This window comes from Stutzerimonas sp. (assembly GCF_982611455.1).
This window is the reverse complement of record NZ_CEXBBO010000005.1, coordinates 65,980-90,383: the sequence shown is the minus strand read 5'-3', so window position 1 is coordinate 90,383 and position 24,404 is coordinate 65,980. Positions and strand designations below refer to the sequence as shown.

22 protein-coding genes are annotated in these 24,404 nt (G+C 62.4%); 14 read left to right on the top strand and 8 right to left on the bottom strand.

The window, feature by feature from the left end; genetic code table 11:
- Positions 1–59 precede the first annotated feature (59 nt).
- Entirely contained in the window at positions 60–542 is a 483-nt protein-coding gene (gene coaD / locus AC2LD7_RS04890) for a pantetheine-phosphate adenylyltransferase (protein ID WP_484596729.1), read from the top strand.
- Between the two features lie 139 nt (positions 543–681).
- Positions 682–933, top strand: coding sequence for a YfhL family 4Fe-4S dicluster ferredoxin (locus AC2LD7_RS04885; RefSeq protein WP_025243441.1), 252 nt, complete (start codon positions 682–684; stop codon positions 931–933).
- A gap of 232 nt (positions 934–1,165) precedes the next feature.
- Here the strand turns inward: AC2LD7_RS04885 and AC2LD7_RS04880 are convergent, their stop codons facing one another.
- From AC2LD7_RS04880 to AC2LD7_RS04870, 3 genes are all read right to left on the bottom strand, one after another.
- Entirely contained in the window at positions 1,166–1,507 is a 342-nt protein-coding gene (locus tag AC2LD7_RS04880) for a multidrug transporter (protein ID WP_484596728.1), read from the bottom strand.
- 126 nt (positions 1,508–1,633) lie between these two features.
- Entirely contained in the window at positions 1,634–2,446 is an 813-nt protein-coding gene (mutM, locus tag AC2LD7_RS04875; protein ID WP_484596727.1) for a bifunctional DNA-formamidopyrimidine glycosylase/DNA-(apurinic or apyrimidinic site) lyase, read from the bottom strand.
- Between the two features lie 118 nt (positions 2,447–2,564).
- On the bottom strand, positions 2,565–3,428 hold the full coding sequence (locus AC2LD7_RS04870; RefSeq protein WP_484596726.1) for an HDOD domain-containing protein: 864 nt from the start codon (positions 3,426–3,428) through the stop codon (positions 2,565–2,567).
- Between the two features lie 118 nt (positions 3,429–3,546).
- Here AC2LD7_RS04870 and AC2LD7_RS04865 point away from each other — a divergent pair, with 118 nt between their 5' ends.
- The 4 genes from AC2LD7_RS04865 (at position 3,547) to AC2LD7_RS04850 (ending at position 9,700) form a co-directional block, all read left to right on the top strand.
- Positions 3,547–4,086, top strand: coding sequence for a type 1 glutamine amidotransferase domain-containing protein (locus AC2LD7_RS04865; protein ID WP_484596725.1), 540 nt, complete (start codon positions 3,547–3,549; stop codon positions 4,084–4,086).
- 258 nt (positions 4,087–4,344) lie between these two features.
- Positions 4,345–5,541 carry a class I SAM-dependent rRNA methyltransferase gene (locus AC2LD7_RS04860; RefSeq protein WP_484596724.1) on the top strand — a complete coding sequence of 399 codons (1,197 nt, stop codon included), beginning with the start codon at positions 4,345–4,347 and terminating at the stop codon, positions 5,539–5,541.
- 307 nt (positions 5,542–5,848) lie between these two features.
- The gene (gene ilvD, locus AC2LD7_RS04855) at positions 5,849–7,687 is read left to right on the top strand and encodes a dihydroxy-acid dehydratase (protein WP_484596723.1); all 1,839 of its coding nucleotides are present in this window, start codon (positions 5,849–5,851) and stop codon (positions 7,685–7,687) included.
- Positions 7,688–8,158: 471 nt separating this feature from the next.
- Positions 8,159–9,700, top strand: a complete 1,542-nt coding sequence (locus AC2LD7_RS04850; RefSeq protein ID WP_484596722.1) for a nucleobase:cation symporter-2 family protein — start codon at positions 8,159–8,161, stop codon at positions 9,698–9,700.
- Between the two features lie 163 nt (positions 9,701–9,863).
- Here AC2LD7_RS04850 and AC2LD7_RS04845 read toward each other — a convergent pair whose 3' ends face one another.
- Positions 9,864–10,223 (bottom strand): DUF1090 domain-containing protein, encoded by a 360-nt coding sequence (locus AC2LD7_RS04845; RefSeq protein WP_484596721.1) that lies wholly within the window; start codon positions 10,221–10,223, stop codon positions 9,864–9,866.
- A 133-nt stretch (positions 10,224–10,356) separates the two neighbouring features.
- On the opposite strand from AC2LD7_RS04845, the gene AC2LD7_RS04840 reads away from it, so the two are divergent.
- Positions 10,357–11,745 carry a uracil-xanthine permease family protein gene (locus AC2LD7_RS04840; protein WP_484596720.1) on the top strand — a complete coding sequence of 463 codons (1,389 nt, stop codon included), beginning with the start codon at positions 10,357–10,359 and terminating at the stop codon, positions 11,743–11,745.
- On the opposite strand, the gene AC2LD7_RS04835 is transcribed toward AC2LD7_RS04840, so the two are convergent.
- Positions 11,746–12,846, bottom strand: coding sequence for an NAD(P)/FAD-dependent oxidoreductase (locus AC2LD7_RS04835; RefSeq protein ID WP_484596719.1), 1,101 nt, complete (start codon positions 12,844–12,846; stop codon positions 11,746–11,748). It abuts the gene before it with no gap.
- A 100-nt stretch (positions 12,847–12,946) separates the two neighbouring features.
- On the opposite strand from AC2LD7_RS04835, the gene AC2LD7_RS04830 reads away from it, so the two are divergent.
- A complete protein-coding gene (locus tag AC2LD7_RS04830; protein ID WP_484596718.1) occupies positions 12,947–13,402 on the top strand; it encodes a metallophosphoesterase family protein in 456 nt (151 codons plus the stop codon).
- Between the two features lie 76 nt (positions 13,403–13,478).
- Here AC2LD7_RS04830 and AC2LD7_RS04825 read toward each other — a convergent pair whose 3' ends face one another.
- Positions 13,479–13,994 carry a dihydrofolate reductase gene (locus AC2LD7_RS04825; protein ID WP_484596717.1) on the bottom strand — a complete coding sequence of 172 codons (516 nt, stop codon included), beginning with the start codon at positions 13,992–13,994 and terminating at the stop codon, positions 13,479–13,481.
- Positions 13,995–14,145: 151 nt separating this feature from the next.
- Between AC2LD7_RS04825 and AC2LD7_RS04820 the strand changes: the two genes are divergently transcribed.
- Complete coding sequence (locus tag AC2LD7_RS04820) at positions 14,146–15,264, top strand: glycerophosphodiester phosphodiesterase (RefSeq protein WP_484596716.1); 1,119 nt, start codon at positions 14,146–14,148, stop codon at positions 15,262–15,264.
- Between the two features lie 229 nt (positions 15,265–15,493).
- Here the strand turns inward: AC2LD7_RS04820 and AC2LD7_RS04815 are convergent, their stop codons facing one another.
- Entirely contained in the window at positions 15,494–16,684 is a 1,191-nt protein-coding gene (locus AC2LD7_RS04815) for a CaiB/BaiF CoA transferase family protein (protein ID WP_484596715.1), read from the bottom strand.
- A 247-nt stretch (positions 16,685–16,931) separates the two neighbouring features.
- Between AC2LD7_RS04815 and AC2LD7_RS04810 the strand changes: the two genes are divergently transcribed.
- The 5 genes from AC2LD7_RS04810 (at position 16,932) to AC2LD7_RS04790 (ending at position 23,172) form a co-directional block, all read left to right on the top strand.
- On the top strand, positions 16,932–17,912 hold the full coding sequence (locus tag AC2LD7_RS04810; protein WP_484596714.1) for a Bug family tripartite tricarboxylate transporter substrate binding protein: 981 nt from the start codon (positions 16,932–16,934) through the stop codon (positions 17,910–17,912).
- An 11-nt stretch (positions 17,913–17,923) separates the two neighbouring features.
- Positions 17,924–18,415, top strand: coding sequence for a tripartite tricarboxylate transporter TctB family protein (locus tag AC2LD7_RS04805; RefSeq protein ID WP_484596713.1), 492 nt, complete (start codon positions 17,924–17,926; stop codon positions 18,413–18,415).
- A gap of 27 nt (positions 18,416–18,442) precedes the next feature.
- Positions 18,443–19,921 carry a tripartite tricarboxylate transporter permease gene (locus AC2LD7_RS04800; RefSeq protein ID WP_484596712.1) on the top strand — a complete coding sequence of 493 codons (1,479 nt, stop codon included), beginning with the start codon at positions 18,443–18,445 and terminating at the stop codon, positions 19,919–19,921.
- 188 nt (positions 19,922–20,109) lie between these two features.
- On the top strand, positions 20,110–21,504 hold the full coding sequence (locus AC2LD7_RS04795) for a DUF2868 domain-containing protein (RefSeq protein ID WP_484596711.1): 1,395 nt from the start codon (positions 20,110–20,112) through the stop codon (positions 21,502–21,504).
- A gap of 294 nt (positions 21,505–21,798) precedes the next feature.
- Positions 21,799–23,172 (top strand): GTPase/DUF3482 domain-containing protein, encoded by a 1,374-nt coding sequence (locus AC2LD7_RS04790; RefSeq protein WP_484596710.1) that lies wholly within the window; start codon positions 21,799–21,801, stop codon positions 23,170–23,172.
- A 272-nt stretch (positions 23,173–23,444) separates the two neighbouring features.
- Here the strand turns inward: AC2LD7_RS04790 and AC2LD7_RS04785 are convergent, their stop codons facing one another.
- Positions 23,445–24,362, bottom strand: coding sequence for a DMT family transporter (locus AC2LD7_RS04785; RefSeq protein ID WP_484596709.1), 918 nt, complete (start codon positions 24,360–24,362; stop codon positions 23,445–23,447).
- Positions 24,363–24,404: the final 42 nt, after the last annotated feature.

Sequence of the window (24,404 nt, the reverse complement as noted above, 5' to 3'; positions counted from 1 at the left end):
TACGCTGCCAATACCGAGCCGCTACCATCCACCCCCCACGCATGCGTCAGGACGCCGCGATGAATCGAGTGCTGTATCCGGGAACCTTCGATCCGATCACCATGGGCCATACCGACCTGGTCGAGCGCGCCTCGCGTTTGTTCGATGAGGTGATCATCGCGGTCGCTGCCAGCCCTAACAAGAACCCCCTGTTTCCGCTTGAACAGCGTGTGGCGCTGGCTCAGGAAGTGACGGCGCATTTGCCGAACGTCAAGGTGCTGGGCTTCTCCAAGCTACTGGCCCATTTCGTCATCGAGCAGAAGGCCAACGTCCTGCTGCGCGGCCTGCGCGCGGTGTCCGACTTCGAATACGAATTCCAGCTGGCCAACATGAACCGGCAACTAGCTCCCGATGTGGAAAGTCTGTTTCTCACCCCGTCGGAGAAGTTCTCCTACATTTCCTCGACCCTGGTGCGCGAGATTGCCCGTCTCGGCGGCGATGTCAGCAAGTTCGTTCACCCCTCGGTAATGAAGGCATTGACCGAACGCTACGCCGCACGTTGAAGCCGTACCGGCAATAGCGGGCACTTTGATTGCCGACAGATGGGTGATCGCGACGACGTGCACAGGACGAGCCGATGCGGCAAAATAGCAGGTCGTTTTTACTTGCGCTGCGGCCCACGCCGCAGCTGGAGTTAGCTGGATGTCCCTGATAATCACCGATGACTGCATCAACTGCGATGTGTGCGAGCCCGAGTGCCCGAACAGCGCAATTTCCCAAGGTGAGGAAATCTACGTCATCGATCCCAACCTCTGCACCGAATGCGTCGGTCATTACGACGAACCACAGTGCCAGCAAGTCTGCCCGGTGGACTGCATTCCGCTCGATGAAAGCAATGTCGAGAGCAAAGATGAATTGATGCAGAAGTACCTGATCATTACAGGCAAGGCCTGACCGCAATCTTTGACCTCACTCGAGCGGTGGGGTCTGCAAGCATCCCCTCTTGCTCGATCCGTAATTCACCTTCGATCTCTGCTGACGCTTTCCACGCCCCGGATGCGTCGACCCTGCAATCTTCCGGAAACGAATCGACTCGCCAGAAACAACACGGCTCCGTACGCAGTGAAGCGGCGGAGCCGTTGAGGAAGCAGGTCAGCGAGTGTTGCGACCTGACGATGGCCGAGGATCAGTCCTGGCGGTTATAGCCTACGCGGGTGCAACCCAGGCAACGGGCGAACGCCGCGGCGCCGGGCTCGACGACCAGTGCGTGGCCGGTTTCCTTGATGCCCCCGCCCAGAGCGCTGAACGGCAGGCTGACAACGAACAGGCCGGCGCCGATCACAGTCGCAGCAATTAGCAGCGGACGAGCAATCAGCAGATCACCGACAATGGAAAAAGCCTTTGGCGCTTCGACGGTATACATCGGATCGCCGCTGGCGTTTTGCTGCACCGATTGCGCCTGGGCCGGCATCGCCAGCAGGCCAGTGGTCAGGGCCAAGACAACAGCAGTGGAGCGAAACAGTTTCATGGTGTGGTCCTTCAGCTGGGCGAAACGAGGCAGATAATTGTAGTGACGGTCACTATAGCAGTGGCCATCGGTTGTTGATCGTGAACACCGTCAATGCCTGCGCAGTCGCATGGCAGATCGTCGGCGTCATCGCTGACAGCGTCCGCAATAGACACTGGCGCGTTGACCCAAGCGAATTTCGCGCAGGGTCGAGCCACAACTCTTGCAGAAATCCCCGCCGCGACCATAGACGAACAGCTCCTGCTGGAAATATCCCGGCTTGCCGTCGCCACCGACGAAATCGCGCAGCGTGGTACCGCCACGCTCGATGGCATAGGCCAGGATGCGTTTGATTTCCACGGCGAGCTTCAGATAACGCGCCCGCGACACATTCCCCGCGGCCCGGCGCGGATCGATCCCGGCGGCGAACAGCGCCTCGCTCGCATAGATATTGCCGACCCCGACCACCACCGCGTTATCCATGATGAACGGCTTGATCGCCATGCTGCGACCGCGCGACAGCTGGAATAAACGTTCACCGTCGAAAGCATCGCTGAGCGGTTCGGGCCCGAGATTGGCGAGCAGCACATGGTTCAGCGGCTCACTACTCCAAAGCAGCGCACCGAAGCGCCGTGGATCGGTGTAGCGCAGCGCCATACCGGACTCGAGGAGGATATCGACATGCTCATGCTTGCCCACCGAAAGGTCCGCCGGCACCAGACGCAGGCTGCCGGACATGCCCAGATGAGCGATCAGCGTGCCGACCTCGGCCCTAATCAGCAGATACTTGGCGCGCCGCTCGACGGCCTCGATGCGCTGGCCGGACAGACGCACATCGAGATCGTCCGGAATCGGCCAGCGCAACCGCCGCTCACGCACGATGACACGGCTAACGCGTTGGCCGACGAGATGCGGCTCGATGCCGCGACGAGTGGTTTCGACTTCGGGTAATTCAGGCATGGCGAACCAAAGGGCACGGCAGAAAGGAGAAAAATCGTAGCATGAGCTGGAAGCTGGGCAGAGTGAGAGACGATCGCGCCTCGTCAAGTTGAGCGCCGCTTCGACTTGCAGCTCGCCCCTATCCCACCCCTAACTCACGAATGCTGCCCTTGAGGCATTCGAAGTCATACTCCGACAAACCGACGTATTCGAGGACCAGCTGCGCCACGGCGTCCCACTCGTGGTCCTCCGACTGTTCGCCCAGCACTCGATGACAGGCACAAATGTGCTCGGCCATTTTCAGGATCGCCAGCAGCGTCTTGATCTGCGGATCGCTCCACTCGTCGCTGAACAGCGCCAGCGCGTTGTGGTGGTTGGCGATGGCTTCGCACAAGTGCTGCGGCAGCTTCCACGAGCGCGCCACGAAATAGCCGACCACCGCATGGTTGGTGTTAAGCACGCGATTCTCGATGTCGGTGATGCGCGTGTCGGCGCCAACGCTGGCATAGGCTTCTTCCAGCACCGCCATGTAACCGGGGAAGCGGGTGAGCATCAGCGGGATGCCACAGTTGTGAAACAGCCCGAGGGTGTAGGCCTCGTCGGGCGACGGATGGCCGATGCGCTTGGCCAACGTGAGGCAGGTGCTGGCCACGTCTTGCGCTGAATCCCAGAAGCGGTTGAGCGTGACGATGGCCGCGTCGGTGAGCTCGCCACGAATCGACTGCGCGTTGATCAGGTTGATCACCGAGTTGCAGCCCAGCAAGTTGACCGCCTGCTGAATAGAAGCGATGCGATTGGCAAGGCCGAAGAATGGCGAGTTGACCGTCTTCAACAAGGCGCCGGAGAGGCCTGGATCCTGGCTGATCAGCCGGGCGATGGCGCGCAGGTCGGGGTCCGGCATGACCTGTTCCATTTGCAGGTCGACCATGATCTGCGGTTGCGGCGGCACGCTTATACCCTGCAGCACGCTGCGGATCTGCTCGTCGGTGAGTTCGATGGACATGAAGGCGGCCCGACCTCGTGAGTAGCACAAGGCCACTATAGAAAGAGTGCGAACTTTGGCCGAGTTCATGGTCGGATTTCAAGTAGACCCATTTGCAAACCGACAAAGAGGAAACGAAATGGCCGATTCCCTGAAAGGCAAACGCGTGGCAATTCTGGTAACCGACGGCTTCGAGCAGGTCGAGCTGACCGGCCCGAAAGAAGCCCTGGAGAAAGCCGGTGCGACCGCAGAGATCATCTCGTCGTCCAATGGCGAGGTGACCGGCTGGAACCACACCACGCCCGCCACCAAGTTTCATGTCGACAAGACCTTCGACAGCATCCGCATGGAAGACTATGACGCCGTGCTGCTACCCGGCGGCGTGGTCAATTCCGACAACATCCGCACCGATGAAATGGCTCAGGAACTGGTTCGCGACGCGGCGCGGGCGAACAAGACCATCGCCGTCATTTGCCATGGCGCCTGGCTGCTGGCCTCCGCCGATCTGGTCAAGGGCAAGCGTATGACCAGTTGGCCGTCACTCACCATCGACCTGAATAATGCCGGTGCCGACTGGGTCGACGAGCAGGTGGTGGTCGACGGCCATCTGATCAGCAGCCGCAAACCGGACGATATCCCTGCTTTCAGCGAGGCCTTGGTCAAGGCTCTCGCGGCCTGACAGCGGAAGCTAGAGGCGAGCGTAGGGCATCCAACGTTTGCACAACCGGCGCCGTTATCGATGGATTGCGGCCACCTCCTCCAAGCTGGCCGCAGAAGCTACACACTAGCGTGACTAGCCTTGAGGTCGGCGGGTTTGCATGTCCTGGCTGGATGCTTTACGAAGCGTGCGCGACATGGACACGTCCAGCTTTCAAGCCTCCAGCGCTTTTATCGGCATTTGCTCCTATAATCCCGCCCTTTTCCCGGAGCCCTCCCGATGAGCCTGCCCAGCCTGCGCCTCAAAGCCAACGCCGACCGTCGCCTGCGCGCCGGCCATCTGTGGGTCTATAGCAATGAGGTCGACACCGCCGCCACTCCACTGAGCGGTTTCGCCGCCGGTGATCAGGCGATCCTCGAAGCGACCGGCGGCAAGCCGCTGGGCATCGTCGGGATTTCGCCAAACAACCTGATTTGCGCTCGTTTGCTGTCACGCGATCTCAAGCACACGCTGGACAAGTCCCTGCTGGTGCATCGCATCCAGGTCGCTCTGTCGCTGCGCGAGCGGCTGTTCGATCAGCCCTGCTATCGCCTGATCTATGGCGACTCCGATCTGCTACCGGGCCTGGTGGTGGACCGCTTCCACGATCATCTGGTGGTGCAGCTGGCCTCGGCCACCATGGAGCGCAACAAGGACGCCGTGCTCGAAGCCCTTGTACAGGTGCTCAAGCCGCGCGGCGTGCTGTGGAAGAACGACTCCAGCGCGCGCGACGCCGAAGGCCTGGAGCGTTACGTCGATACCGCGTTTGGCGTGGTGCCAGAGTGGGTCGCGCTGGAAGAGAACGGCGTCAAGTTCGAAGCGCCCGTACTGCAAGGCCAGAAAACCGGCTGGTTCTACGATCATCGGATGAATCGCGCGCGCCTGGCACCCTACGTCAAGGGCAAGCGCGTGCTTGACCTGTTCAGCTACATCGGTGGTTGGGGCGTGCAGGCCGCGGCATTCGGCGCCAGCGAAGTGTTCTGCGTCGACGCCTCGGCGTTTGCCCTCGATGGCGTCGAACGCAACGCTGCGCTCAACGGTGTCGCCGAGAAAATGACCTGTATTGAAGGTGACGCCTTCGAAGCAATGAAGGAGCTGAAAAACGCCGAAGAGCGCTTCGACGTGGTCATCACCGACCCGCCGGCCTTCATCAAGCGCAAGAAGGACATCAAGAACGGCGAAGCCGCCTACCGTCGTCTGAACGAAACCGCCATGCGTCTGCTCAACAAGGACGGCATCCTGGTCAGCGCCAGCTGCTCGATGCACCTGGAGGAAGACAACTTGCAGAACATCCTGCTCGGCAGCGCACGGCATCTGGATCGCAATATCCAGCTGCTCGAACGCGGCGGTCAGGGGCCGGATCATCCGGTGCATCCGGCAATCCCCGAGACGCGCTACATCAAGAGCATCACCTGCCGCATCCTGCCCAATAGCTGATTGGCGGGGTGGACCGCACCTCTCCGCTGTGCCGTGTCCGGGCGTAGGGTGGAAGACCGCGAAGCGTCTTCCACCAGGGCCGTCCACAAGCCCGACCATCAGCCTTTCCCCGGCGCCGCGACCGCGCGTAGAATCAGGCCTATTCCTCGCCATCACCCCTCGGCGAGCTAGTGAGCCCAGGCCGCACGAGCAATACCCTGCCTCGATCCGGTCCCTCCGCACGCACGGTCACCTGCCGTTGCATGCGGCATAGATGACGCTCACCATAAGCACCATTCGACCAGCTGATTCAGCCGCAGGAACCGTCATGCCCGATTACCGCTCGAAAACCTCCACACACGGCCGCAACATGGCCGGTGCCCGTGCACTGTGGCGTGCCACCGGCATGAAGGACGAAGACTTCAAGAAGCCGATCATTGCCATTTCCAACTCTTTCACCCAGTTCGTGCCCGGTCACGTGCACCTGAAGGATCTAGGCCAGCTGGTCGCCCGTGAGATCGAGAAGCACGGCGGCGTGGCCAAGGAATTCAACACCATCGCCGTCGACGACGGCATCGCCATGGGTCACGATGGCATGCTCTATTCGCTGCCATCGCGCGAGATCATCGCCGACTCGGTCGAATACATGGTCAACGCGCACTGTGCCGACGCCATCGTCTGCATCTCCAACTGCGACAAAATCACCCCCGGCATGTTGATGGCTGCGCTGCGCCTGAATATCCCGGTGGTGTTCGTCTCCGGTGGTCCGATGGAAGCCGGCAAGACCAAGCTGGCCAGCCACGGCCTGGACTTGGTCGATGCCATGGTGATCGCCGCCGATGAAAGCGCCTCCGACGAGAAGGTCGCTGAATACGAACGCAGCGCCTGCCCGACGTGCGGCAGCTGCTCCGGCATGTTCACCGCCAACTCGATGAACTGCCTGGCCGAAGCGCTGGGTCTGGCGCTGCCCGGCAACGGCTCGACCCTGGCCACCCACAGCGATCGCGAGCAACTGTTCCTGCGTGCCGGCCGCACCGTCGTCGAGCTGTGCCAGCGTTATTACGGCGAGGGCGACGAGTCGGTCCTGCCACGCAACATCGCCAACCGCCGCGCGTTCGAGAACGCCATGACCCTCGACATCGCCATGGGTGGTTCGACCAACACCATCCTGCATCTGCTGGCCGCGGCCCAGGAAGCCGAGGTCGACTTCGACCTGCGTGCCATCGACGCGCTGTCGCGCAAGGTGCCGCAGCTGTGCAAGGTGGCGCCGAACATCCAGAAGTACCACATGGAAGACGTGCACCGCGCCGGCGGCATTTTCTCCATTCTCGGCGAACTGGCGCGCGGCGGCCTGCTGCATACCGACGTGCCGACCGTGCACAGCAAGACGCTCGCCGAAGGCATCGCTCAGTGGGATATCACCCAGACCAATGACGAAGCCGTGCACACCTTCTTCAGGGCAGGCCCAGCCGGCATCCCGACGCAGACGGCGTTCAGCCAATCGACCCGTTGGGACACCCTGGACGTGGACCGCGCCGAAGGCTGCATCCGCTCGGTCGAACACGCCTATTCGCAGGAAGGCGGCCTCGCCGTGCTCTACGGCAACATCGCCCTCGACGGCTGCGTGGTGAAAACTGCAGGCGTGGACGAATCCATCCACGTCTTCGAAGGCACCGCAAAGATCTTCGAAAGCCAGGACAGCGCTGTGAAGGGCATCCTCAATGACGAAGTGAAAGCCGGCGACATCGTCATCATCCGCTACGAAGGCCCAAAAGGCGGCCCGGGCATGCAGGAAATGCTCTACCCGACCTCGTATCTGAAGTCCAAGGGCCTGGGTAAAGACTGCGCCCTGCTCACCGATGGTCGCTTCTCCGGCGGCACCTCTGGCTTGTCCATAGGCCATGCCTCGCCGGAAGCGGCCGCGGGCGGAGCCATTGGCCTGGTGCAGGATGGCGACAAGGTATTGATCGACATCCCCAACCGCAGCATCAATCTGCAGGTCAGCGATGAGGAGCTGTCTCACCGCCGCATCGAGCAGGACAAGAAAGGTTGGAAGCCCGCCGCACCGCGCGCGCGCAAGGTGACCACGGCACTCAAGGCCTACGCCCTGCTCGCCACCAGCGCCGACAAGGGCGCGGTGCGCAACAAGGCGATGCTGGAAGACTGACCGGCACTGCCTGTCATCCTTTCATCCATGCGGCCTTCTCTGGAAGGCCGTTCGCTTGAGGCTCCGATACCGCATCGTAAGACCAGCTTTGCTGGCGATTTCTGCCTTGGAATATCGCCAGCAGCTGGTTACAAAAGCACCACATGACGCGCCGGATCGCCGTCTCACCGGGGCGCGCTTGTCTACGCCTCGTCCAGTCCAGCTCAAGGCTGGTTATCCCCCTTCCATTGATTCCCGCCCGCCGGCTCTCGCGGCCACCGATACCGCGAATCTGTTGCAACCAGTCGTCGGTTTGTTATTCGCGCTTCTTCGCAGAAAACCTCGCTTGCGGGCTTTTATCCGCCTGTGGACGGAAATCACGTCAATTGGAAGCAAACTCGCGATAGTTGAAATGTATACAAATTGGTAGTCAATATGACAAACAATTGTCTACATTAGGCGAACAAGAACAACAGCGAGAAAGGGATCATCATGACAGCCTCATCCGCAAAAACATCTCCCGAGAAGCGTCCGGAAGATGAGAATCTCGGCATCGGTGCCAACCTGGCCTACGGCCTGCAGCATGTCCTGACCATGTATGGAGGCATCGTCGCGGTGCCGCTGATCATTGGCCAGGCGGCCGGTCTGTCGCCTGCCGACATCGGTCTGCTGATTGCCGCCTCGCTGTTCGCCGGCGGGCTCGCAACCTTGCTGCAAACCCTCGGCCTGCCATTCTTCGGTTGCCAGCTGCCGCTCGTGCAGGGCGTATCCTTTGCTGGCGTGGCGACCATGATCGCGATCATCGGCAGCGATGGCGCTGGAGGCATTCCCGCCGTGCTCGGAGCGGTGATCGCCGCCTCACTGATCGGTTTGTTGATCACGCCCATATTCTCGCGAATCACCAAATTCTTCCCGCCGCTGGTCACTGGCATCGTCATTACCATCATCGGTCTGACCCTGATGCCGGTTGCGGCGCGCTGGGCAATGGGCGGAAACAGTCAGTCACCGGAATTTGGCAGCATGGCCAACATCGGCCTGGCCGCCTTCACGCTGGCTGCCGTGCTACTGCTCAGCAAGCTCGGTAGCGCCAGCATCTCGCGGCTGTCGATCCTCCTGGCCATGGTGATCGGTACCGTAGCGGCGACTTTCTTTGGCATGGCCGATTTTTCCGGTGTACTCGACGGCCCGCTGGTAGCGTTGCCTACGCCGCTGCACTTCGGCATGCCGGAGTTTCATGTGGCAGCGATCCTGTCGATGCTGATCGTGATCATCGTCACCCTCGTGGAAACCTCGGCAGACATCCTCGCGGTCGGTGAAATCATCGGTACCAAAGTCGACTCCAAGCGTCTGGGTAACGGCCTGCGCGCCGACATGATTTCCAGCAGCCTGGCGCCTATCTTCGGCTCCTTCACCCAGAGCGCTTTCGCGCAGAACGTCGGCCTGGTCGCTGTGACCGGCGTGAAGAGCCGCTACGTAGTGGCCACTGCCGGCCTCATCCTGGTCACGCTCGGCCTGCTTCCGGTCATGGGCCGGCTGATCGCCGCTGTGCCCACCGCGGTACTGGGCGGTGCCGGCATCGTATTGTTCGGCACCGTAGCGGCGGCCGGCATCCGGACCCTGGCGCAGGTGGAATACCGCAACAACATGAATCTGATCATCGTCGCAGCCTCGCTCGGCTTCGGCATGATCCCCATCGCCGCGCCGAGCTTCTATCATCAGTTTCCGGCCTGGTTCGAGACCATCTTCCACTCCGGCATCAGCTCGGCGGCGATCATGGCGATCCTGCTGAACCTGGTGTTCAACCACCTGAAGGCCGGCAATTCGGACCAGCAGTCGGTATTCGTCGCCGCCAGCGAGCGCACCTTGCGCTATCGGGATATCGCCGCGCTGCATGACGGCGATTACTTCCGTGACGGCAAGCTCTACGACGGTCAGGGCAACGAAGTACCCGTGCTCAGCGCAGACGACCATGGTGCGTCTGCGACACCACCACGCGCCAAGGTAGCTGCAGCCACCAGTCCGACCAGCAGTTGAGAAAGGAACGCTCCGGATCGCCTGAAACTCGAGAAGTCCGGTCGCACTGAAAGAATGCCCGCTTCACCTGAAGCGGGCATTCTTTTAACGGATCGTCCGTGGGAGCCCGCAGACCGGTATGAATCATCCCAGCTACGGCGCGTGGTCGCGTTCCTGCCAGCAGTCAATTTCTTAGCGCCTCCCGCAACTCATCCTGCGCCTCGACCAGCTTGCGTTTGCGCTTTTCGATCTTCTCCGCAGATCCATCGTGCTGCGCCTCCTGTAGATCAGCCTCACGCTCAGCAACCTCGTTGTGCGCCTCGTCGATTTCATGCTGCCGCTCGGCCTGCAGCCCCGCTTCGGTACAACTCGTCTGCATCTTCCGCAGCGCGGTTTCCAGTCCGCGAATACGTCCATCGTTGCCCTGCTCACGGGTGTGATCCAGCTGACGGCGAATTTCCGCTTCCTTTCCGGCACAGCTTTCCTGTGCCTGGGCCAGGCCCGCGGCGAGCATCAGCCCGGCGATGGCGACTGCATATTTCATTCGTAGCACTCCTCTTAGTCCACAGACCCTAGCATTCAGCTTTCCACCGTCAACCTCTCACGACGCCGCACATGGCACTGTCCGCACATCGTTCCGGCCAGTAAAATCGCGCTCTTTTTCTGGAAAGATGGCCATGAGCGCTCCTGACAATCGCACCGCTACCGGAACACCCGACGATCTGGTCTACGGGCTCAACGACCGCCCGCGCCCTTGGATCGCCTTCCTCGCCGCGCTGCAGCACCTGCTCGCGATCATCGTGCCGATCGTCACGCCCGGCCTGCTGATTTGCCAGGCCATCGGCGTCTCGCCGCGTGACACCAACATCATCGTGTCCATGTCGCTGGTGATATCCGGAATCGCGACGTTTCTTCAGTGCAAACGCTTTGGCCCGCTCGGCGCCGGTCTGTTGATCGTGCAGGGCACCAGCTTCAATTTCGTCGGCCCGCTGATTGCTGGCGGCGTGTTGATGGTCAAGCAGGGCACGCCGGTCGAGGCCGTGATGGCCGCCATCTTCGGCGTGGTGATTGCCGGCTCCTTTATCGAAATGGGCGTATCGCGCGTGCTGCCGTTCATCAAACGCCTGATCACGCCGCTGGTCACCGGCATCGTAGTGCTGATGATCGGCCTGACGCTGATCAAGGTCGGCCTGATCAGCATGGGCGGCGGCTACGCAGCCATGGGCGACGGCACCTTTGCCAACCGCGAGAATCTGCTGCTTTCTGGCGTGGTGCTGGCGGCTATCGTCGTGCTCAACCGCTTGCCGGTGGTGTGGATGCGCAGCTGCGCCATCATCATCGCCCTGGCCATTGGTTACGCATTGGCCGCGTATCTCGGCCGCCTGGACTTCACCGGCATGCACGAAGCCGAGCTGTTCGAGGTACCGATGCCGCTGCACTTCGGCCTGGGGTTCTCCTGGAGCCTGTTCATCCCGATGGTGGTGATTTACCTGGTCACCTCCCTGGAAGCCATCGGCGACATCACCGCCACCAGCAAGCTTTCCCGCCAGCCGGTAGAAGGCCCGTTGTGGATGCAGCGCATCAAGGGCGGCGTGCTGGTCAACGGCGCCAATTCGCTGTTGGCAGGCGTTTTCAACACCTTCCCCAGCTCGGTGTTCGCGCAGAACAACGGCATCATCCAGCTGACCGGCATCGCCAGCCGCTACGTCGGCATGTGGATCGCCGTGATGCTGGTGGTGCTCGGCCTGTTTCCAGCGGTTGCTGGCGTGCTGCAAGCCGTGCCCGAGCCGGTGCTGGGTGGTGCGGCGCTGGTGATGTTTGGCGCAGTGGCGGCCGCCGGTATCAACATCCTTGCCGGCATTCAGCTGGATCGTCGCGCGCTGCTGATCATCTCCGTATCGCTGGCGCTCGGCCTGGGCTTTTCTCAGGTGCCGGAATTCCTCGCACATTTGCCACCGGCGCTGCGCAACGTACTCGAATCGGGCGTGGCGACCGGCGGCATTTGTGCCCTGCTAATGAACTGGTTCCTGCCCGAGTCGCCAGCCGCAACGCGCGAGCAGGCCTGATCACCCGAGGCGCTGACACACCTCATCGGCAATCGCCAAGGCTGCGGTCAGCCCTGGCGACTCGATGCCGAACAGATTCACCAACCCGGCGATGCCATGCTGCGCCGGGCCGTCGATGCGGAAATCCGCCGCCGGCTCGCCGGGGCCGCTGATTTTCGGGCGGATACCAGTGTAAGCCGGTTGCAGCGCGCCATCCGGCAGCGCAGGCCAATAGCGACGGATCGCGGCGTAAAAGTTGTCGGCGCGATGTGCATCCAGCTGGTAATCGAGTGACTCGACCCACTGCACGTCCGGGCCGAAACGGGCCTGGCCGCCCAGATCCAGCGTCAGGTGCACACCCAGCCCGCCGGGCTCGGGTAGCGGATAAATCAGATGCTTGAACGGTGTCGCCGTCGACAGGCTGAAATAACTGCCCTTGGCGAAATAGCGCGGCGGCATCGCCTCGACAGGCAGGCCGCGGGTACGGGCAGCAATCACCGGCGCCGCATGTCCGGCGCAGTTGATCACTGTCGTAGCGAGCAGCGTCATCGGTTCGTTACCACCGACATCGACACGCAATCCGGCATCCATGACCTCGATCGCCTTCACCGGTGCACGCAACGCCAACAACGCACCCGCTCCTTCGGCGTCGCCCTGCAGCGCCAGCATCAGCGCGTGGCTGTCGACGATTCCGGTGCTCGGTGACAGCAGCCCGGCGACGGCGCTGAGCTGCGGTTCCAGGGCTTTCACCTCGCCAGCATCGAGCCGCTGCAGATCGTCGACGCCGTTGGCTGCGCCGTGCTCCTGTAGCGCCTGGAGTCCGGCCAGTTGCGACTCATCGGTCGCCACGATCAACTTGCCGCAGCGCCGATAAGGTACGCCGTGGCTGTCGCAAAACGCGTAGAGCGCATCCCGCCCCGACACGCACAATCGCGCCTTCAGGGAACCTTGCGGATAGTAGATGCCGGCATGAATGACTTCGCTGTTGCGCGAACTGGTGCCCGTACCGATGGCTGTCTCAGCTTCCAACACCAACACTTCGCGCCCTGCCAGCGCCATAGCCCGCGCTACGGCCAACCCTACGACGCCGGCTCCGATGACGATGCAATCGACCCGTTCCATACACACCCCACTCCAAAACGGCCGCTAGACTGCCGCAATATCGAACCGCGGCCAAGTCTCGCTTGCCCAATGCTCAACACTCACAACAACTGGAGCCAGCATGCGCATCGGCGTCATCTCCGACACTCACGGACTGTTGCGGCCAGAGGCACTCGCCGTATTACAAGGCTGCGAGCGGATCATTCATGCCGGCGATATCGGCAAGCCCGAAGTGCTCGACGCGTTGCGAGCAATCGCGCCGCTGGAAGTGATCCGCGGTAATGTCGACACCGACGACTGGGCTGCGACGATTCCCGAGTGGCTGGACCTTCGGCTCGGCGGGCTGCGCATTCATGTACTGCATGATCTCAAGACGCTGGACCTCGACCCCGCCGCGGCGGGCATCGATGTGGTCATCGCCGGTCACTCGCATCAACCCGTGATCGAACAGCGCGAAGGCGTGCTTTACCTCAATCCCGGCAGTGCCGGACGCCGCCGCTTCAAATTGCCGATCAGCCTGGCTCTGCTGGATATCGAGGATGGCCAGCCGCGCGCTCAGCTGGTCACGCTTGGCTGACATTTAGCATTTGCGGAGATCGATCCGGGAATACAAGCAAGGATGCTCACCCCGCCGATTCAAGAGACAGCGAGACTCAGCGCCGCTGCCAAGTCTCGAAACTATGCGCGGGCGCCTCACCTACAGCCGCATGAGCTTGGCAATCGGTGCGTTGCCACTCGGCTTCTTCGAACGCCGGGAAAAAGGCATCACCTTCGGGATTCGCATCAATACGGGTCAGATAAAGACGCTGCGCCCGACCCATACCCTGTGCGTACAGCTGCGCCCCACCGATCAGCATCAGTTCGTCGACGCCCTGCTCGCGCGTCCACTGCTCCGCGCGGCGTAATGCATCGTCCAGGCTGGTGAAGGTTTCGGCACCGTCGAGCTGCAAATCCGGCTGACGGCTGACCACCAGATTCAGCCGACCCGGGAGCGGGCGACCAAGCGAATCCCAGGTTTTGCGGCCCATGATGATCGGCTTGCCGAGCGTCATGGCCTTGAAGTGTTTGAGATCGGCCGGCAAATGCCATGGCATTTTGTTATCGAGCCCGATGACGCGGTTTTGCGCGAGGGCGGCGATCATCGCGAGAGGAAGAGGAGTCTGATTCATGGCGGCGAGAATATCAGAGCGGTTAGCGACTGGTCAGCGACCGCTGGATAAACGTCGCGATCATCCAATCGTCATCCTCACTCCATCAAAGCGTCAACCGGCCGTCATTCAAGCGCGTCAATCTGATCGCTCCATCCCGAGGAGATGCCCCATGGCCCGCCATACCTGCGCGACCCTGCGCCACTGGATTACCGCCTGCAGTCTGCTGCTGCCGATCACCGCGTTCGCCGCCCCGGCTGACATGCCGAGCGACGCGAAGCTGCATGACGGTCGCGCCGAACCCAAACCGCTGATCATTGCCCACCGCGGCGCGAGCGGTTACGTCCCCGAACACACCCTCGGCGCTTATGCGTTGGCCATTCTGCAGGGCGCCGACTACATCGAGCCGGACCTGGTGATGACCCGCGACGGCGAACTGGTTGCGCGCCATGACAACGAACTAGGGCTGACCACCGATGTGTCTCAGCATCCTGAATTCGCTGATCGCAAGCGCACCCAGATGGTCGATGGCGTCTCGCTCACTGGCTGGTTCAGCGAAGATTTCACCCTGGCGGAGTTGAAGACGTTACGGGCGATCGAACGCATCCCGGAGATCCGCCCGGGCAATGCTCGGCTGGACGGCAGCCTGGAAATCCCAACGCTGCAGGAAGTCATCGATCTGGTGAAAACCATGCAGCTGAGCGAACGGCGGCGCATCGGTCTATATCCCGAAACCAAGCATTCCACGCATTTCCAGCAGCTCGGTCTGGCCATGGAAAAACCGCTGGTGCGCATCCTTCACCGCAACGGTTATGCGGGGCGCAACGCGCCGGTTTACATCCAATCGTTCGAGGTGGAAAACCTGAAAACGCTGAGCCGCCTGACCCAACTGCGCCTGGTGCAGCTGTTCGGCGGCGGCCAGCCCTACGACCAGCAGGCGCGCGGCAGCGATCTGACCTACGCGCAAATGGCCACCGCCGAAGGACTCAAAGCGATCTCGCGTTATGCGGCGGGCGTCGGCCCGGATAAAAGCTACGTCATTCCTCGCGACGCCAATGGCAACCTCGGCGAGCCCACCGACTTCGTGCCGAACGCCCATGCGGCGGGGCTCAAGGTTCATCCCTATACCTTCCGCGCCGAGAACGCCTTTTTGCCGACCAACCTGCGTAAAGGCGAGTCGCCGGCTGAACGTGGCGACGTCGAGGCCGATATTCGTGCGTACCTGGATGCCGGCATCGACGGGCTATTCATCGACCAGCCTGACATCGCGGTGAAACTGCGCGCGCAATAAGCTGCATCGAACAAGCCCGGCCAGGATAGCTGGGCCTTCCGCGGTTGATCGCAGGATCTGCAGCCAAGCCAGCTCAAGCAATCACGGCGGCCTCGTGCAACTCGGCCAGCCGCGTAGGGTGGGCTTCAGCCCACCGTTTGCAACCCTTGTCGGTGGGCTAAAGCCCACCCTACGGTGTGCCAACCGGGGCAGACGCGGAGCGGCCGTTCGGCCGCAACTTACCATCCGTTCAGCGAATCACAGCGGCCTGGCGCAGCGATGCCAGTTCGGCCTCGCTTTTGCCGAGCACTCGCTGCAACACCTCATCGGTATGTTGCCCATGCAGCGGCGGCGCCTTCATCGGCACGGTGGGCGTTCGCGATAACCGTAGCGGGCTTCGCACCATGCGCACCTCGCCGGCAACTGGATGCTCGGCGCTGATTACCAACTCGCGGTAGCGTGCCGTCTCGGTGTCGAACGCCTGAGCAACGCTCTTCACTTCCCCGACGGGAATCCCCTGGTTGCGCAGCGCGGCGATCAGCGCCTCGTTCTGCCACTCGGCAAAAGCCGTTTGAAGCAACGGCAGCAACTCTTCGCGGTGCTCGGTACGGCCCTTATTCTGAGAAAAGCGCGGATCGCCATGCAGCTCCGGCCGCTTCAACACCTCCAGGCAGAGCCTCCGGTATTGCTCGTCGTTGCCGACCGCCAGAGCGATGCTGCCGTCAGCGGTATCGAACAGCTGATAGGGGACGATGCTGGCGTGGGCGTTGCCGTAGCGCTGCGGCACCTTGCCGGTGTTTAGATAACCCGACGCGATGTTGGCAAGAAAATGCAGGGCGCTGTCGGACAGCGCGATGTCCACAGACTGGCCCAGACCGGACTTTTCCCGCTCGTACAAGGCGGCGAGTATTCCCTGCACCGCGTTCATCCCCGTGACCAGATCGATGAAGGCCACACCCAGACGCATGGGCTCGCCGTCTTTCTCACCGGTAATCGACATAAAGCCGCTTTCGGCCTGGATGATGAAGTCGTAGCCCGGCCGATTCTCCATCGGATTGCCGCGGCCGTAGCCAGTGATTGAGCAGTGAATCAGTCGTGGATTGACGGCCGCCAGCGTTTCGTAGTCCAGCCCGAGGCGCTTGAGGCTTGCCGGCAGAAAATTCTCCACCACCACGTCAGCCTCGGCAGCGAGGTCAAGGATGAGTTGGCGCCCTTGCGGCTTGCGCAGGTCCACCGCCAGGCTCTGCTTGTTGCGGTTGGCGCTGAGGTAATAGGTGGAAATCCCGACCTTAGCCGGCGGCATCCAACTTCGAGTGTCGTCGCCTTCCAGACTTTCGATCTTCCAGACCTCGGCACCGAGGTCAGCCAAGGCCATGGTCGACCAGGGTCCCGCCAGAATTCGGGTCAGATCCAGCACCTTGATACCGTTCAGAACGCTCATCACGGTCTCCATACTTGTAATAGTGGTTCGGCGAAGAAACCGAACTTGAACCAAACGGGTCGAAACCACAACTGTATGGAATCGCGCAACCGTTCGATTATCGAACGATTTCGTCCCTCTTTCAGACTTGCCAGAGAAAACATCGTTGTAAGGTGACCACGGTTCTTCTACAGCGGAATTGACCGAAGCGCCTTGATGGGCTTTCGTTCCTTGATCGACCCTAAAACAACTACAAAGGGAAGCTCCTATGACACCTCTCATCAAGCAGGCCATGCGCCTGTTGCTGCTGACTGCTGCTCTACCACTTGCCTCCTTTTCCACAAATGCCGCCGACTGGCCGACCGACACCGTTCGCCTGGTAGTGCCCTATGCGCCCGGCGGGACTACCGATGTGCTCTCACGCAAGGTCGCCGACCTGCTGCAAAAGGAAATCGGCACCGTGGTGGTGGAGAACCGTCCCGGTGCGGGTTCGACCATGGCCACGGGCCAATTGGCCCGTGGCGGTCGGGGCGCCGATCACAACATCCTCATGGCCTCGCCGGGCCACACCATCGGCCCCGTGATTTATAAAAAGCTGCCCTACGATCCAGTGAAGGATTTCAAGTTCATCCGCAACGTGATTGAGATTCCCAACGTCATGGTGGTTCCGGCCGACAGCCCCTATCACTCGGTTGCTGAATTCATCGAGGCGGCCAAGACCAAGGAAATGACCTTCAGCTCCGCCGGGGTCGGCAGCTCGATTCATATGTCCGGCGAACTGTTCAAGACCATGACCGACACCAAGATGACCCACGTACCCTTCCGTGGCAGTGGCGAGGCCTTGCCCGCGCTGTTAAGTGGCGATGTAGACGTATCGTTCGAAAACATGCCGACCGTGCTCTCGCATATCAAGTCCGGCAAGCTCAGGGCCCTGGCGGTCACCTCGGCCGAACCTTCGCCGTTTCTGACGGGGGTCGAGCCGCTGTCCAAGCTGGGTGCCGATCTCGGGCTCGCCGACTTTGTCACAACCGCCTGGTTCGGCCTGATTGCCGATGACAGCATGCCGGACGAGGCCGTGCAGACCTTGCAAACCGCACTGCACAAAGTCATGGACGATCAAAGCTTCAAGGACTTCGTGGCGCAGATCGGCGGTGAAGTGGCGAGCCAGGAAGGCGACGCGTTCCGCGACTATGTCGTGAAGGACATAGAGCGCTGGCAGACCGTCGCCGGCCAGGCCGAGCTCGAATAAGGGATATCTCGATGAGCGCTGCCACCAGTTATCCGCGCTGGGCCAACCTCAATACCCTGCTCGGGGCAATCTGGCTGTTGGCCGCGCTGGTGTTCATTTTTTATCTGGTGCCGAACTACATCGAAGAACCAGCGATGGTCGACAATCCGATGCAATCGCCACGCTGGCTCCCCCGAGTGGTCGGCTGGCTGGTTGGGGTGTTGTCGCTGGCGTTGATTATCGAAGGCTGTCTGCGCCCGCCAGTACGTGACGAGGCGCCGGACTCGGGCGGTCCGATCTGGCGCTGGTTGGTCATGCTCGCCGGGCTGGGCGCTTATTGGCTGCTATTCGAGCCGCTGGGCGCGATCGCCGCCGGCATTCTAGGCACCCTGCTGCTGTTCGCCGCGCATCCGGTGCGCAAACCCTGGCTCTACCTGCTGGCCATCGCCTTGCCGTGGCTGGTGAGTCTGTTGTTCATCCACGTCCTGAATGTTCCGCTGCCCTCGGGCACGCTCTGGGACTGACCGCCCCCTTATCCGCGAGTGACCTCATTGGAAGGTTTTTCTGAAGTCCTGAGTCTGTTTCTAAGCGTCGATAACTTCGTAGCGATCGGCATCGGCGTGCTGATCGGCGTGATAGTCGGTGCCATTCCCGGCCTGACCGCCACCATGGCCGTGGCCTTGGCGTTGCCGTTCACCTTCAGCCTTGAGCCCGTGACGGCCATTCTGCTGCTGGTGGGCATCTACAAGGGCGGCATGTATGGCGGCTCGATCACCGCGATTCTGATTCATACGCCCGGCTCGCCGGCAGCGGCGTGCACCTTGCTCGACGGCTACCCACTGACCCAGCAGGGCAAGGCGAAGAAGGCGCTGCAGATGGCGCTTTACGCATCGTGCATCGCCGATGTGCTGTCCAACCTGGCGCTGATTCTGTTCGCCTCCTACCTGGCAAAAATCGCGCTCAATTTCGGGCCGCCGGAGTTCTTCTGGCTGATCTGCTTCTCCCTGACCGTCATCGTTTCGATTGCCGGAGAATCGGCGGTCAAGGGCCTGATCGCCGCGAGTCTCGGAGTGATCGTCGCCTCCATCGGCATGGATGTGGTCTATGGCAGCCAGCGTCTTACCTTCGACAACTACAACCTGATGGATCGAGTGTCGTTCGTGCCGCTATTGATCGGCTTGTTCGCCGTACCGGAAGTCATCGACTTCTATCTGAAGAAGGCGGAGCCGCATATCCGCGCGGCCACCAGCGGCACCGGGCTGACACTGAAGGAGCTCAAGGCCAGCCTGAAAACCATCGTTCGCGGCTCGATAATCGGCGTGATCATCGGGGCGATCCCGGGTACCGGCGCTACCGCAGCGACCTTCATCTCGTATGGCGAAGCCAAGCGACGTTCGCCAAACGGCGCCAACTTCGGCAAGGGCGAACTGGAAGGCGTGGCCGCCGCCGAGTCGGGCAACAATGGCGTGGCCGGCGCGACACTGATTCCGCTGTTGTCGCTTGGCATTCCCGGCGACGTGATCACCGCGATCATTCTTGGTGCCTTCATGATTCACGGCCTGACGCCCGGCCCGGTGCTGTTCCAGGAGAACCTCACGCTGATCTATGCGCTGTTCTGCGGAATCATGCTGAGCTCGGCCGTCCTGCTGTGTGTCGGCCATGGGGTGATCAAATACTTCTCACTGGTCGCTGACATCCCGAAGGCGATCCTGCTACCGATCGTGCTGATGTTCTGCGTCTACGGCGCCTTCGCCGTGAACAACAGCACCTTCGACATTGGCCTGATGCTGCTTTTCGGCGTGGTCGGCTATGTGTTCAACCGCACGGGTTTCGCCACCGCGCCCTTCCTGCTCGGTTTCATCCTCGGCCCGATGTTCGAGGACAACCTGCGGCGCACGCTGCTGATCGGCCGCGGCGACCCGATGATCTTCTTTCGCGGGCCGATCACCTGGATCTTCATCGCCCTCACCGCGCTCTCGCTGTTCTTCGCTATCCGTCGTTACTGGCAGGAGCGCATCAGGGTTCGGTGATCAGAGGTGCAAAGATCTGGACAGAGCACCATTAACGGCCAGGACAAAGGGCAAGCGCTGCTTGGCGAACCGGCCTGCAGCTCTGCAGCGAACCGCGGAGCGATCAACTGATCAGCGGCGGAACGGCCATTCACGCTTCTGGCCGGCAACGGTTATCCTCAGGCCCGAGCCCCTCTACGAGAAACCGCGTGTCCGCACCTCCCCTGCCCCCATTGAATACGCTCGACCGCCTCTGGCTGACCGAAGCCGTGCGCTTGCGTGAAGAGCACGCCGGGCCGCTGGATGACGACGAGGCCAATCGACAGGCCCGCGCGCAAGGTGGCGAATTGCCTGAGCTGATCAAGTACCGCGCGCTGTGGCTGGCACGGCGTGACGGCTTGATCGAGGCACTGCAGCATTGGCGCCAGGGCGCACGGCTGGCGGGTTTTGCACTGATGCTGTTCGCACTGCTTACCGGCGCCGGGCTGGCGTTCACCGCGCTGGGCGACGGTGTGCGGTCGGTCAACGTGTTCTGGGCGCTGGGCAGCCTGCTTGGGCTGAATCTGCTGACGTTGCTCGGCTGGCTACTGAGCTTCCTCTTTGCCAGTGACAGCGGCGGCGCGTTGGGCCGGCTGTGGCTCTGGCTCAGCGAAAAGCTCGCCCGCGACGCCCGCGCGGTGCAATTGGCGCCGGCGCTGTTGGCGGTGCTGGAACAGCGGCGCCTCGGTCGCTGGCTGCTGGGGCTGGGCGTGCACGGGCTGTGGTTGCTGGCCATGGCCAGCGCGCTGCTGACCTTGCTGGCGCTGCTCGCCACGCGGCGCTACGGCTTCGTCTGGGAAACCACCATCCTCGGCGAAGGCGCCTTCGTCGGGCTGACCCAGGCGCTCGGCGCGCTGCCATCGCTGCTGGGTTTCAGCGTGCCGGATATCGAGCAGATCCGCGCCAGCGGGACCTTGAACAACGACTTCGAAAGCGCGCGACAGAGCTGGGCCGGCTGGCTGGTCGGCGTGGTGCTGATTTACGGCCTGCTGCCGCGCCTGCTGCTGGCGCTGTTCTGCCTGTGGCGCTGGCGGCGCGGTCGCGCCTTGCTCCGTCTGGATCTGCAACTGCCCACCTACCGCCTGCTGCGCGAGCGCCTGCAACCACCCAGCGAACGTCTCGGCATCAGCGACGCGGCACCGCAACAGTTGCCAATGCTCAGCGCAGGCGCTCAGCTCGATGGCAGTGAAGGCGCCGTGTTGGTGGCCATCGAACTGGACCAGAGCCATGCATGGCCACCGAAACTGCCGAAGTCGGTTGCCGATGCCGGCGTGCTGGACGATCGCGAGCAGCGTCGACGGCTGCTGGAACAACTCACGCGCTTCCCGCCCCAGCGCCTGGCGATCGCCTGCGACCCGCGCCGCTCACCGGATCGCGGCACCCTGGCCTTGATCGGCGAGCTGAGCCGCTGCGCTGCCGCGACCCGTATCTGGCTGCTCCAGGCACCCGCAGGCGAGGCGCTGGACAGTCAGCGTTTGCAGGACTGGCGACAGGCGCTGGACAGCCTCGGGCTGCCGTATTCCACCAGCGCACCGCTGACCTGGCTGGAGAGCGGCCATGATTGAGCAAGCGGGCGGCAAGCTCCTCGCTTCAGGCAGTAAGGGAAGAATTCGTAGGGCGGATGACGCTCTTTTCCACCGGAATGGCGACATACAGGAAGGTGGATGGCCTCATCCACCCTGCACGACTGGAGCGGCCATGATTGAGCGCATCCGCTCATCCATCGTAGGGCAAGCGAGACCCACTGATTGGGAGCTTTCGTTAGGCACCGTTGGCGAGAAGCACACGCCTTACTCCCGCCCAAGCCGCAGGGTGGCGGCGAGCCAAACGAGAGCCATCAGAACCGCAGGGGAACGCCCATGAGCACGCCCCTGAAGCTCGCCCTGGTCGGTCACACCAACGTCGGCAAGACCTCGCTGCTGCGAACGCTCACCCGCGATGTCGGCTTCGGCGAGGTGTCGCATCGACCGAGCACCACCCGCCATGTCGAAGGCGCCCGGCTGTCGGTCGATGGCGAGCCACTGCTGGAGCTGTACGACACGCCCGGTCTGGAAGACGCCATCGCCCTGCTCGACCATCTGGAACGAATCGAACGCCCCGGCGAGCGTCTCGATGGCCCGGCGCGTACCGCACGTTTTCTCGACGGCAGCGAGGCACGCCAACGCTTCGAGCAGGAGGCAAAGGTGCTGCGCCAGCTATTGGCCAGCGATGCCGGGCTCTACGTGATCGACGCTCGCGAGCCGGTGCTGGCCAAGTACAAAGATGAACTGGCGGTGCTCGCCGGCTGCGGCAAGCCGCTGCTGCCGGTGCTCAATTTCGTCGCCCAGCCCGGTCACCGTGAAGAACAGTGGCGCGAAGCGCTGGCGCGGCTGGGCCTGCATGCACTGGTGCGTTTCGACAGCGTGGCGCCGCCGATCGATGGCGAGCGCCGTCTGTACGAAAGCCTGGCGCTGCTGCTGGAGCAGTCACGCCCGAAATTGCAACGTCTGATCGACGATCATGAGGCTCAGGCCGCTGCGCGTCTCAGCGAAGGCAACCGTTTGATTGCCGAGCTGCTGGTCGATGTCGCCGCCTGCCGTCGCAGCGTCGCTGCCCAGCCGGAGCTGGAACGCGGAGCGATCCGCGAACTGCACGACGCCGTTCGCGCCCGCGAGCAGCGTTGTGTCGAAGCCTTGTTGCGTCTCTACGGCTTCCGCCCACAGGACGCCGCAGCCGCCGACCTGCCCTTGCTCGATGGCCGCTGGGGTGACGACTTGTTCAATCCCGAGACGCTCAAGGAACTGGGCGTGAAGATCGGCGGCGGCATGGCGGCGGGCGCGGCGGCCGGGGCTGGTGTCGACCTGATGGTCGGCGGCATCACCCTCGGCGCCGCCGCGCTGCTCGGTGCCATTGCCGGCGGCGGTGCACAAACGGCGCGGCATTACGGCAATCGACTGTTGGGCAAGCTCAGAGGCCAGCGCGAACTGAGCGTAGATGATGCCGTGCTGCGCCTGCTCGCCCTGCGCCAGCGACAGTTGCTGGCTGCCCTTGCTGCTCGTGGGCATGCCGCGGTGGAAGCCATTCGCCTTGATGCACCGGACGACAAAGCCTGGCGCGAAGGCAAGCTACCCGAGGCCCTGCATCGCTGCCGTGCGCATCCGGAGTGGTCATCGCTGACTCCTGGCACCCGGCTGCAGGACAGCGAACGCCTGGCGGTGCTTGATGCACTGCAGGCTGAATTGCGCGGAGATTGAGCCTCGCGTACCCCATTGGTGGGCTGAAGCGGAACGCCGCCCGGCCCACCCTACGGTGCCGAGGCAGGGCTTCGGTAGCCATGTAGGATGGGCTGGGTGTGTTCCGCTTTAGCCCACCAATCACGTCACAGAGCCTCGCGCCTGGTGCCCATAAACGCCCCGCAAGGGCGGCAACTGCGTAGGGTGGGCTTCAGCCCACCGCTCGTCACCTCATCGGTGCGAGTACATCTGTCATCGCGCTGGCCTTGAGGTTTTTTACCGGCCCACCACCGTCACGCACGCACCGGCCGGCCACTCTCGGCCGCAACTGCCGGGCGGCCAAAACGCATGGTACCCAGCGTCGCCAGCATGATTAACAAACCGCCGGCCCATTCCGTCGGCGTTAACCGCTCACCGAGCCAGAGCCCGGCGATGATCGCGCCGAATAGCGGCTCGGAGCCCATCAGCAGCGAAACCCGCGTCGCGCTGATACGGCCCAGCGCCAGGTTCTGCACGTAGAGCGCGAACAGCGTGGCGAAAAACACCAGGTACAGCGTTGCGACCCAAAACGCCGCGCTTTGCGGTAATGCCGGCAAACCGCCTGGTAGCGTGAAACCTAAAATCAGACAGCCCGCTGCGACCACCCCACTCTGCACCGCGGTCAACGCCAACGGCGGCACCTGCAGATCAGCGGTCAGCCGCCGGGTCAGGCACACCAACAGGGCACGCAGCAGCGCCGCCGCCAGCATCAATCCATCGCCCAGGTTGAGCGATATCGCCATGCCGCCGGTCAGCAGCCAGACGCCAGCCAGCGACAGCGCGCTGGCCGCGAACAAGAGATTGCCCGGACGCTGACGCAGCATTGCCCACTCCACGAAAGGCGTGAACACCACGCACAGGCTGATCAGAAAGGCGGCATTGCTGGCACTGGTGAGCGCCACGCCCCAGGTTTCGCAAAGGAAAATGCCCAGCATCACCAAGCCAAGCGGCAATCCGGGCCGAACCGCGCGCTGCCCGTCACCACGCAGCTGCGGCAGTAGCAGGAGAAAAGTCAGGCCAAAGCGAATCGCCAGAAACCCCAGCACCGGATAGAACCACAACGCCTGCTTGGCCACCGCGTAGCTGCTGCCCCAGATGATCGCCACCATCAGCAGCATGGCATCGGCCAGCCAGAGATTGCGTCGTGCTACACCGCGCCAAGTCTGCATCATGCTCACCGTTTCAATTGAACGGGCCGATTGTCCATTGATACG